The organism is Streptomyces armeniacus, assembly GCF_003355155.1.
GTDB classification, from domain to species: Bacteria; Actinomycetota; Actinomycetes; order Streptomycetales; family Streptomycetaceae; genus Streptomyces; species Streptomyces armeniacus.
Map to the genome: position 1 here is coordinate 8021496 of NZ_CP031320.1, position 10590 is coordinate 8032085.

The 10590-nt window shown below is 73.3% G+C and carries 2 protein-coding genes and 3 pseudogenes; 2 read left to right on the forward strand and 3 right to left on the reverse strand.

Features of this window, described 5'->3' with window-relative positions; genetic code table 11:
* Positions 1-112: 112 nt before the first annotated feature.
* A pseudogene (locus tag DVA86_RS36395) lies at positions 113-700 on the forward strand (AfsR/SARP family transcriptional regulator); the annotation flags it as partial.
* On the opposite strand, the gene DVA86_RS34690 reads toward DVA86_RS36395, so the two are convergent.
* Together DVA86_RS34690 and DVA86_RS34695 are read right to left on the reverse strand one after the other, a co-directional pair.
* Complete coding sequence (locus tag DVA86_RS34690) at positions 627-2864, reverse strand: condensation domain-containing protein (protein WP_208884207.1); 2238 nt, start codon at positions 2862-2864, stop codon at positions 627-629. The pseudogene DVA86_RS36395 and the gene DVA86_RS34690 overlap by 74 nt on opposite strands.
* Positions 2822-6766, reverse strand: a pseudogene (locus tag DVA86_RS34695) (condensation domain-containing protein); the annotation flags it as partial. The gene DVA86_RS34690 and the pseudogene DVA86_RS34695, both read right to left, overlap by 43 nt.
* Here DVA86_RS34695 and DVA86_RS34700 point away from each other — a divergent pair.
* Positions 6767-8695 (forward strand): type I polyketide synthase, encoded by a 1929-nt coding sequence (locus DVA86_RS34700; RefSeq protein ID WP_281279350.1) that lies wholly within the window; start codon positions 6767-6769, stop codon positions 8693-8695.
* Positions 8696-8713: 18 nt separating this feature from the next.
* On the opposite strand, the pseudogene DVA86_RS34705 reads toward DVA86_RS34700, so the two are convergent.
* A pseudogene (locus DVA86_RS34705) lies at positions 8714-10408 on the reverse strand (IucA/IucC family protein); the annotation flags it as partial.
* Positions 10409-10590: the final 182 nt, after the last annotated feature.

A 10590-nucleotide genomic window follows, 5' to 3' on the forward strand; every position in this document is an offset into this window, starting at 1 on the left:
CGCACGGAGCGCGATCACATGATCAGGGGGAAGCATGCGATTTCGGATCCTGGGCCCTGTCGAGGTCTTCGACGGGTCGGAGTGGCGTGGAATCAGCGCTGCGAAGTGGCGAATGCTGCTCGTGGTGTTGCTGCTCAACCCGAGCCGCATCGTGTCGGTGGACCGGCTCGCGGAGGAACTGTGGGGAGAGGTTCGGCCGAGGACGGCGCCCAATCTCGTCCACGGCTATGTGGCCCGATTACGCGCGTTGCTGAACGACCGGGACGGGCAGCTGCTCGTAACCCGTTCCCCCGGCTATCAGTTGCTGGTCGGTCACGGTGACATCGATGCCGACCGTTTCGCCTCGCTCGCCGAACGCGGGAGTGCCGCGTTCCGCGCCCGTCATCCGGTGCAGGCACTGTCCCTGCTGGACGAGGCGCTGGCGCTGTGGCGGGGCCCGTCGCTGGCCGACGTTCCGCCGACCTCGCTGGTGCAGACCGAGTCGGGCCGCCTCGAGGAGCAGTGGCTGGCGGCCACGGAGACACGGATCGACGCCGGACTCGCGTGCGCCCGGCACGACGAGGTGGTCGCCGACTTACAGGTGCTCGTCAACGAGCATCCGCTCCGCGAAGGACTGTGGCTCCGGCTCATGCTGGCCCTGTACCGGTGCGGCCGCCAGGCGGAGGCGCTCGCCGCCTACCGCAGGGTCCACGGGGTGCTGAGCACCGAACTCGGCATCGAACCGTCCGCTCAACTGCGCGAGCTGCACTCGGTCGTGCTCGCCGGCGGCACCGCGGACCCGGGGTTCCCCGCCCCGGAGCCCGGCGATCCGCAGTGGCCGGCGCCGACCGGCCCGTACGCACAGCAATGGCACGCGCTGATGGCCACCGTGCCCGGCTACACCCCGGTCGCGAAAAGCGTGATCGAGATCCTCGCGGCGCCACCAGCGACTCCGGCCCCACACCACGCCCCGCCAGCAACCAAGCCAACCGCCCCGCACGCGCGTCCACTTCCGCATACGAGAGAACGCGACCGCCGCACACCACGGCAGTCGCCTCCGGGGCACGGCGTACCCGCTCCTCGAACAGGCCGAGCAGGTCGGCGCCGTCCACGTCGGCCTCCGGGCCGTGGCCTGCCGCGAGCAGTTCGGCGCGTTCGGCGGTGGAGAGCACCGGCACCTCGGCCACGGGCCGGTCCGGGTCGGCGGTCATGGCTTCGAGGACCCGGACCAGGCGGTCCGCGAGCGTCTCGACGGTGGCGCGGTCGAACAGCTCGGTGGCGTACTCGATCACACCGCGCACGCCCGCGCCCGTACCGTCGGCGTGCCGCTGCTCGGCGAAGGCGAACGACAGGTCGAACCGCGCGGTCCCGGTGCGCACCTCCAGGAACTCCCCGGCGCCGGGGAACTCCGGCCGTCCGCCCGTTCCGGTGGCGTCCGCGTTGTGGAACGCCAGCAGCACCTGGAACAGCGGGTTCCGGGACTGGGAACGCGCCGGGTTCACCGCTTCCACCAGCCGCTCGAACGGCACGTGCTGGTTCTCGTACGCGGCGAGGTCGGTCTCCCGTACGCGGGCGACGAGTTCGCGCACGGTGGGGGCGCCGGACAGGTCGGTGCGCAGCACGAGGGTGTTGACGAAGAGGCCCACCAGGTCCTCGAGCGCGTCGTCGGTGCGTCCGGCGATGGGCGCGCCGACGGGGATGTCCGCGCCCGCGCCCAGCCGGTGCAGCAGGATCGCCACCGCGGCCTGGGCCAGCATGAACTGGCTGGAGCGCGTCTCACGGGCCAGCCCGGCGAGCGCGGCGCGCAGTTCCTCCGGGAGGTCGAACGTCACGCTGTCGCCCTGGTGGGACGCGGCCTGCGGGCGCGGACGGTCGGTGGGGAGGGCCAGTTCCTCCGGTATGCCGTGCAGGGCTTGCCGCCAGTGGTCGAGCTGCCCGGCCAGCGCGGTGCCCGGCTCCTCCGCCGAGCCGAGCGCCTCGCGCTGCCAGAGCGCGTAGTCGGCGTACTGCACGGGCAGCGGACGCCACTCCGGCGGCCGGTCCGCGCACCGCGCGGTGTACGCCTGGGCGAGGTCCGCCAGCAGCGGTCGCAGCGACCAGCCGTCCCCGGCGATGTGGTGCAGGACGAGCAGCAGTACGTGCTCGGACTCGGACAGCGAGAACACCCAGGCGCGCAGGGGGAGTTCGGCGGCCAGGTCGAAGGCGTACCGGGTGGCGCGCTCCAATTCGCCGTCCAGCGTGTCCGGCCGTACGGCGGTCCACTCGACGGTGCCGCGCGCCGCGTCCCGGCCGAGGACCACCTGCCGGGCGCCGTCGGCGTCCTCGGTGAAGACGGTGCGCAGGCTCTCGTGCCGGGCGAGCACGTCGTTGAGCGCCTGGTCGAGGGCGGGGCGCCGGAGCGGCCCGGTGACGCGCAGCGCGACGGGGATGTTGTACGTGGCGCCGGGCCCTTCGAGCTGGTGCAGGAACCACAGGCGCTGCTGCGCGAAGGACAGCGGCACGCGTTCGCCGCGGTCCTGTACGGGCGCGAGCCGGGCGCCCGTACCGGCTGCGGCGGAGGCGCGTTTGGCCAGTCCCGCCACGGTCGGTGCCTCGAACAGCTCGCGTACGGAGACGTCGAGCCCCAGCGTCGAACGGATGCGGCTGATCAGCTTGGTGGCGAGCAGCGAGTGGCCGCCGGCGGCGAAGAAGTCGTCGTCGATGCTCCACTCGGGCACGCCAAGGATCTCCCCGAACAGCCCGCACAGGACCTCCTCGACGGGCCCGCGCGGGGCGCGTCCGCGGCTGCGCGGATCGAGGTCGGGTTCGGGGAGGGCGTGGCGGTCGAGTTTGCCGGTCGTGGTCAGCGGCAGCGCATCCAGCGCCACGAACGCGGCGGGCACCATGTACTCCGGCAGCCGGGCCGCCAGATACGCCCGCGCCGTCGGGCACGCGGGTCGGAGGAGGGAGTCCGTCGTGAGGGGCAGCGTCGGCACGAGGGGTGTCGGGGCGGCGTCGCCGTGGGCGAGGCGCGGGGGGGCGAGGCGGGTGGCGGTGGCGTCGGGTTAGGCGTGGTGGGCGGTCTGGCGCTGGGAGAGGAGGGCGGTGTCGTACGGGGCGGGGCGGGTGCGGGCTGCGCAGGTGCGGCGGCGCCCGCCGTGAGCCGGTGGCGTTCGGCGGCGTCGAGGACGTCCGTCTCGTGCAGCGGCCGGTCGGCGTCGGCGGCGAAGCTCTGCAGTACGCGGGTGAGCCGGGCCGTCCAGTCCTGTGCCGTCTCGCGCGTGTACAGGTCGGTGCTGTACTCCACGACGCAGCCGATGCCCGCCGGGCTGCCGTCGGCGGCGCGCCGCTCGGTCAGGTTGAAGACGGCGTCGACGCGGGAGACGCCGGTGCCGACGGGATGTCCGGAGACGCGCAGCGCGGGCATCTCCTCGACGGCGGCCACGGCGTCCCGCGTGTCGGTGTTGTTGAACGCCAGCATGACCTGGAACAGCGGGTGCCTGCCCAGCGAGCGCTCCGGGTTCAGCGCCTCGACCAGCCGCTCGAACGGCACGTCCTGATGGGCGTACGCGGCAAGCCCGTTCTCCCGTACGCGCTCCAGGAGTTGCCGCACCGTGGGCCGCCCGGACAGGTCGGTGCGCAGCACCAGCGTGTTCACGAACAGCCCGACGAGGTCCTCCGCGGCGTCGTCCGTACGGCCGGCGATCGGCGACCCGAGGGGGATGTCCGTACCGGCGCCCATCCGGTGCAGCAGGGTGGCCAGGGCCGCCTGGAGAACCATGAACACGCTGGTGCCGGTGTCGCGCGCCAGCGCGGCCAGCCGGGCGTGCAGTTCGGCGGGGAGGTCGGCGGTAAGCGTGTCGCCCGCGTACGAGGCGGTCGCGGGGCGCGGCCGGTCGGCGGGGAACGTGGCCTCCTCCGGCAGCCCGTCCAGCGCACCGGCCCAGTGGGCGAGTTGACGCGAGAGCAGGCTGGACGGGTCGTCCGCCGCGCCGAGGGCGGCGCGCTGCCACAGCACGTGGTCGGCGTAGTGCACGGGCAGCGGCTGCCACTCCGGGGCGCGGCCCGAGCACCGCGTCCGGTACGCCTGGGCGAGATCGCGGGTCAGCGGGCCGAGCGACCAGCCGTCGCCCGCGATGTGGTGGACGAGCAGCAGCAGGACGGCCTCCGTCTCCGACAGCCGGAGCAGCGTGGCCCGCAGGGGCGTCTCGCGGCTGAGGTCGAAGCTGTACCGGGCGGCCTCCCGTACGTCCTCGTCGAGCCGCTCCTCGGCCGTGGTGGTCCGTACGAGACGGGGTACGGCGGCGTCCGCGTCCGCGTCGAGCACGCGCTGGCAGGAGCCCTGGTCGTCCTCGTGGTAGGTGGTGCGCAGGACTTCGTGCCTGCGGACGACGTCGCGCAGCGCGGCCTGAAGCGCCTCCTCGTCCAGATCACCGGAGAGCCGCAGCGCGACGGGGATGTTGTACGTGGCGCTCGGCCCCTCCAACTGGTGCAGGAACCACAAGCGTTGCTGCGCGAACGACAGCGGCAGCCGCTGCGGGCGCTCGACGGCGGTCAGCCGGGGCCGCGCGTCCTCCGCGTCGGCCAGCGCGCGGGCGAGGCCCGCGACCGTCGGGGCGTCGAACAGGGCGCGTACGGGGGCCTCGACGCCGAGTGCCGTACGGATGCGGCTGATGAGCCGGGTTGCGAGGAGGGAGTGGCCGCCGAGGGCGAAGAAGTCGTCGTCGATGCCGATGTCGGTGGCGCCGAGGACCTCGGCGAAGAGGGCGCACAGCACTTCCTCGCGGGGGTTCCTTGGGGCGCGGCCCTGCGGGGCCGCCGCGTAGTCGGGTGCGGGGAGTGCCCGGGTGTCGGTCTTGCCGTTCGGGGTGAGCGGCAGCGCGTCCAGCTCAACGAACGCGGCAGGCATCAACCACCACGCCAACCGATTCGCCCGCGCGTTCAACTCCCCATACGACACCGCCACACCATCAACACCCACCACCGCCACCGCACCCGGCGACGCCACCACACACCCCTCAAACAACCCCGCGACACACGTCTCCCCGGCGTCCGTACGAGGTCCGGCCGACTGTGCCGCCAGCTGCCGCTGCTCGTGCTCGCCGAGGACGTCGACGGCCGAGGCGGGGGTGTCGAGATCTGCCGCGAACGCCTCCAGTACGCAGACGTAGCGCCGGGCGAGCGCTTCGACGGTCGCGCGATCGAAGAGGTCCGTGCCGTACTCGAAGGCCGCGCTCAGGCCCGCTTCGTCGGCGCCCGTTTCCTTCACGCCGAGCATCAGGTCGAAGCGGGCGTGGTCGAACGGAACGGGCTGCCTCTCCGCGCTCAGCCCGGCGAACCCGAGGACATCCGGTCCGCCGCTCGCGCTGTCGAAGGTCAGCATGGTCTGGAACAGCGGGTGCCGGGACAGGGAACGCTCGGGGTTGAGCACCTCGACCAGCCGCTCGAAGGGGATGTCCTGGTGCGCGTAGGCGGCGAGGTCCGTCTCCCGTACGCGGTCGAGGAGTTCGCGGAGTGTCGGGTTCCCGTCGAGGTCGGTGCGGAGCACCAGGGTGTTCGCGAAGAAGCCGACGACGTCGTCCGTGGCCTCGTCGGTGCGGCCCGCGACCGGTGCGCCGATGGGGATGTCCGTACCGGCGCCCATCCGGTGCAGCAGCGTGGCCAGCCCGGCCTGGAGCACCATGAACAGCGTCGAACCCGTGCCGCGCGCCACGGACTTCAGCCGCCCGTGCAGCTCGGCGGGCACCTCGAAGCGGACACGGTCACCGGCGTACGAGGCCACGGCGGGCCGTACGCGATCGGCGGGCAGCGGCAGCTCCTCGGGCAGGTCACGGAGTGCCGAGGTCCAGTAGCCCAGCTGCCGTGCGGCGTGGCTGCCGGGGTCGTCGTCGGAGCCGAGGATGTCGTGCTGCCACAGGGCGTAGTCCGCGTACTGCACCGCCGGCGCGTCCTGTGCGGGCTCCCCGCCGGTGCGGCGGGCGGTGTAGTCGGCGGCGAGGTCCCGGACCAGCAGCTCCAGCGACGTCGCGTCGCCCGCGATGTGGTGCAGCAGCAACAGCAGTACGCACTCGTCGCCGGACACCTCGAACAGCGTGGCGCGGAACGGGATTTCGGCGCCGAGGTCGTACGTGTGCCGGGCCGCGTGCGCGAGGTCGTCGCCCAGCCGGTCGCCGTTGGTCCGCACGGCGCGGAAGGGCACGGACACCGCTCCGGCGTCGTGGACGTGCTGGTATGGCCCTTCCTGGTCCTCGTGGTACGTGGTGCGCAGCGACTCGTGGCGCGCGGCCAGGCCGTCCACGGCGTGCCGGAGCGCGTCCCGGTCGAGCGGCCCGCGCAGGCGCAGCGCCACCGGCATGTTGTACGTGGCGCTGCCGCCCTCCAACTGGTGCAGAAACCACAGACGTTGCTGCGCGAACGACAGCGGCAGCCGTTCCGGGCGGTTGCGCGGTGCGGGGGCGGGCCGTGCGTCGGCGCCGTCGCCGTCGAGGCGTCCGGCGAGTCCGGCGACGGTGGGCGACTCGAACAGGGCGCGTACGGGCACCTCCGCCCGCAGTGCCGTACGGATGCGGCTGATGAGCCGGGTTGCGAGGAGGGAGTGGCCGCCGAGGGCGAAGAAGTCGTCGTCGATGCCGATGTCGGTGGCGCCGAGGACCTCGGCGAAGAGGGCGCACAGCACCTCTTCGCGGGGGTTCCTTGGGGCGCGGCCCTGCGGGGCCGCCGCGTAGTCGGGTGCGGGGAGTGCCCGGGTGTCGGTCTTGCCGTTCGGGGTGAGCGGCAGCGCGTCCAGCTCAACGAACGCGGCAGGCATTTGTCCAAGTCCTGTGCCACACACGAATGCTCCACCGACCCTCGTGGGGCAGCGTCAGAATGGTATAAGGGACACCTCCACGCCCAGACGGCCGGCACCGCGTCTCCGGCGATCCGCACCACGGCAACCGCGGCCACCGACGAACCCCTCGCCGTCGTCGGCATCGCCTGCCGCTACCCCGGCGGCATCACCACACCCCACGACCTCTGGACGCTGCTGGCCGAGGAACGCGACGCCATCGGCCCGTTCCCCGCCAACCGCGGCTGGAACCTAGACGACCTCTACCACCCCGACCCGACCCACCCCGGCACCAGCTACACACGCCACGGCGGCTTCCTCCACGACGCCGACCACTTCGACGCCGAATTCTTCGGCATCAACCCCCGCGAAGCCCTCGCCACCGACCCGCAGCAGCGCCTCCTCCTCGAAACCACCTGGGAGACCCTCGAGAACGCAGGCATCCACCCCGACGCCCTCCGCGGCACCAACACCGGTGTCTTCACCGGCGTCATGTACGGCGACTACGGCGGCCGCCTGCAGCAGGCACCCGAAGAACTTGAGGGCTACCTGCGCAGCGGCAGCCACGGCAGCGTCGCGTCCGGCCGTATCGCGTACACCTTCGGGCTCGAAGGTCCGGCGGTCACGGTGGACACCGCGTGCTCCTCCTCGTTGGTCGCCCTGCACCAGGCAGGCAGCGCGCTGCGCAGCGGCGAGTGCGATCTCGCCCTGGCCGGGGGCGTGACGGTGATGGCGACGCCGGCGACGTTCATCGAGTTCAGCAGGCAGCGCGGGCTGGCGGCGGACGGGCGCTGCAAGCCGTTCGCGGGCGCGGCCGACGGCACGGCCTTCTCCGAGGGCGTCGGGATGCTGCTCGTGGAGCGGCTCTCGGACGCGCGGCGTCGCGGGCATCCGGTGCTGGCGGTCGTACGCGGCTCCGCCGTCAACCAGGACGGCGCCTCGAACGGCCTCACCGCCCCCAACGGGCCCTCCCAGCAGCGCGTCATCCAGCAGGCACTCGCCAACGCCCAGCTCACGGCACGCGACATCGACGCCGTAGAGGCCCACGGCACGGGCACCACCCTCGGCGACCCCATCGAGGCACAGGCACTCCTCGCCACCTACGGGCAGGACCGACCCGCCGAACAGCCCCTCTGGCTCGGCTCCCTGAAGTCCAACATCGGACACACACAGGCCGCGGCAGGCGTCGCGGGCATCATCAAGATGGTCGAGGCCATGCGCCACGGCCAGCTGCCGAAGACCCTGCACGTGGACGAACCGACGCCCCATGTCGACTGGGACGCGGGCGCCGTTCAGCTCCTGACCGAACCGAGGCCGTGGCCCGAGGCCGGACGGCCGCGCAGGGCGGCGGTGTCCTCGTTCGGCGTCAGCGGCACGAACGCACACGTCATCCTCGAAGCAGCCCCCGAGCCAGAGCCGGAACCGCGCGCCACTGCGGCTACCGAGCCCGGCGCGCTGCTCTGGCCGCTCACGGCCAAGTCGCAACAGGCGCTACGGGACCAGGCCGCGCGTCTGCACGCACACCTGACCACCGCTCCGGACCTGGACCTGTCCGCGGCGGGTCACACCCTGGCCACCGGCCGCACCCACTTCGAGCACCGGGCCGCGGTCATCGGCCAGGACCGCGACACCTTCCTCACCGGCCTCCAGGCCCTCGCGGAGGGCGGGACGGCACCCCAGGTGGTCGCTCCTGGCACTCCGGCGAACGGTACGGGCAAGACGGTGTTCGTCTTCCCCGGCCAGGGCTCGCAATGGCCAGGCATGGCACGCGAACTCCTCACGAGTTCCCAGGTGTTCGCCCAGCACCTGCACGCCTGCGCCGACGCCCTCGCCCCGCATTGTGTGTTGAGGGGCGCGGCGAGCGGCCGGGTCTACACGGGAGACCGCGGCGGCAGGGAGAGAGGTGTGTAAGAGACAGGGGCAGGAGGGGGCGAACGGCGACGGCAGGCGTACGTACCCGGCCTCGCGGTCGGCCCTGCGCTCCCAGCGGGTCAGCAGGTTGGCCTTGGCAGGCAGCGGGACTCCCGCGATGAGGGCCCGCAGCCGGGGCGGGCAGCCGTGCTCGGCGGCGTACGCGCGGAGCGTGCCGCGCACCCGCGCCCACAGGGCGGCCTCGGTCTCGGGGTGCAGGTCGGCGAGGGCGGCGAGCAGGTCGGCGACGTGGTTGACGAGGAGGCAGTACACGACGCGGTCCCAGCCGCGCCGGGCGTCGTACGTCAGCGGGCCCGCCACCGCGGCGGGCAGTGCGGCGAGGGCTTCGGCGTGGTGCTCGGGCAGCAGCTTGGTGCCCTCCAGATCGCGGAAGAGGACCTGGGCGGGCATGCCGTCGGCGCCGACGCAGACCAGGACGTTCTGCAGGTGGGGCTCCAGCACCAGGCCGTGGTCGAAGTAGGCGGCGAGCACGGGCGGGAGGAGCAGGTCGAGGTACGCGCCCCACCACTCCAGCGCCTTCTCCGCGCCGGCACCGGCGAGCAGCCGCGAGATGTGCGCGGGCCCCGTCGGGTACTCGTCGGCGACGGCCGCGGCGAGCAGCGGCGTCGTGCCCGGGAGCAGGCGGGCACCCGGGCCCTCGCGCACGATGACCCCGAAGCCTTCGAGGAGCGTACGGTCCGGCGCGCCGTCCGGCCCGGGGAGCTCGAGGCTGCGGTACGCGGGCTCGCGGAGCAGGGCGGCGCCGGGGTGGCGGACGGCGAGGTCGGCGAGCACGGGGCGCAGGAGGCGGGTGAGGGCGACCGCGCCCGCGAGCTCGTAACGGGAGTTCTTGCGCAGGCAGTTGGTGATGCGGATGTTCAGGCTGAACTTCAGGAAGGCGTCGCCGTCGTACAGCGTCCGCACGGACGCGGTGGGCGTGCAGACCGGCCCGCCCGGCCCCAGGTCGAGCACGTCGCCGCGGTCGAGGGCGGCCCGCAGCCCGGGGTGGCCGGCGAGGAGACCGTACTGCCAGGGGTGCGCGGGCAGCAGCCGGTAGCCGTACGGGACCGGGCGCGGCCGGTCGAGCGGCGCGGCGGCCCCGGGCTCGGCGGTCTCCTCGGCGACCAGGTGCGCGCGTACGGCGAGGTGGTGCAGCGGGAAGGCGGCCCCGGCCTCGGGGGCGTACGCGGACCAGCCGCCCGGGTCGCCGCCGCGGGCCTTGGGTGTGGGGTGGAAGCGGTGACCGAGGAGCAGGGACTGCTCGGAGGCGAGATAGGCGGCGTCCGGGTCCGGGTCGCGGTCGCACGAGTCACGGTCACACGGCTCGCGGTCGCCCAGGTCGCGGTCGCACGGTTCGCGGTCGCGCGGGCCCGGCACCGTGGGGCGGGCGAGCGCGGCGGAGGTGCCGAGGTGGCTGGAGGCGACCTGTTCGAGGAACTCGTCGTTCTGCACCCCCGTACGCAGGGACAGTTCGGCCTGCGTGTGCTCCGCGAGGCGGTGCCAGCTCAGCTCCGCCCAGCCGCCGTCGCCGCGGCGCTCGCGGACGGGGCCGGTGAAGCGGTGCGCGCCCAGCAGCGAGGTGCGGCGCAGCGCCACGCGGAGGAGGACGCCGCGGTGGGGCAGCCGCAGCAGCAGGTGCCCGTCGGCGACGGCGGCCTGCTGCTCGGGGCCGGCGACCTCGCGCAGCAGGCAGTTGAGCAGGGTGTGCGCCACGGCCCGTCTCTTTTACACATCTCCGAGCCCACGAGACCGACCCCTACCCCGTATGGCTGGTTGTGGTTTCAGAACCAACACAGTGGACGCGAGCATCTGAGGACAAGCCCTCGGCCTATTAGTACCGGTCAACTCCACCCCTCACGAGGCTTCCATATCCGGCCTATCAACCCGGTCATCTC

Coding starts and splice junctions, on each gene's coding strand:
- DVA86_RS34690 (WP_208884207.1), bottom strand. CDS start 2,864: ATGGTGCCCGCCGCGTTCGTGGCGCTGGATGCGCTGCCGCTGACCACG.